Raw genomic sequence first — 620 nt, 5'->3', positions numbered from 1 at the left:
GTATCCGAATATTTGGCGGAACCATGACATCCGGGGGATATAATGCAGGTGGTTTTTATTTCCGGTCAAATTCAAATTCCGGGAGCGATTACCGTGTTTGGGATTTGCCCGCCGGATTCGACCAAAAACAATACCATTTAATCAGATTGGCGCACGCCGCCGACGGTTGGGAATTATTTGTTGACGGTGTAAGTATGGGAGTTAAGCAGATTTCGACGAACGCAAATATACAATGGATTGGAAAAGTAGAAGTAGAAACAACCCCGCAATACAATATCGGTTCGGTAACGGTACATTCTAACGCCGTCGGCGATATAACCGTTGGCGCATATTCGTTGTTTGAAAATTCGACAGGTTCGCCAACCTTTTTGCAAATCCCCGACGGAACAATGGATATATTGATGAGATTAACAACGGTTGAAAATCAAACCGCCGTTAATACGCAAACAATATCAACCATTGTGTCCGCTTTTTCAAATGGGTATTATTCGTCGTATAACTCAACGGATGCACTTTCAAAAACCATGCTTATAACCCCGGTTCAAATTAAGGACGTCGGGGATTACGTGGAAATATACGCACGGTACACGGGTTCAATAGCGGGATATGCTGACAAAATT

General features: G+C 43.4%; 1 protein-coding gene. It reads left to right on the top strand.

What is annotated here, in order from left to right:
• A partial coding sequence (locus ACFFUV_RS23600; RefSeq protein WP_390198421.1) for a hypothetical protein occupies nucleotides 1-620 on the top strand: 620 nt, incomplete at both ends.

Origin of the sequence: Vibrio olivae, from assembly GCF_042428525.1 — a bacterium.
Lineage (GTDB): Bacteria > Pseudomonadota > Gammaproteobacteria > Enterobacterales > Vibrionaceae > Vibrio > Vibrio olivae.
Note: the sequence above shows the minus strand (reverse complement) of the source record. Positions and strands in the feature narration are given on the sequence as shown.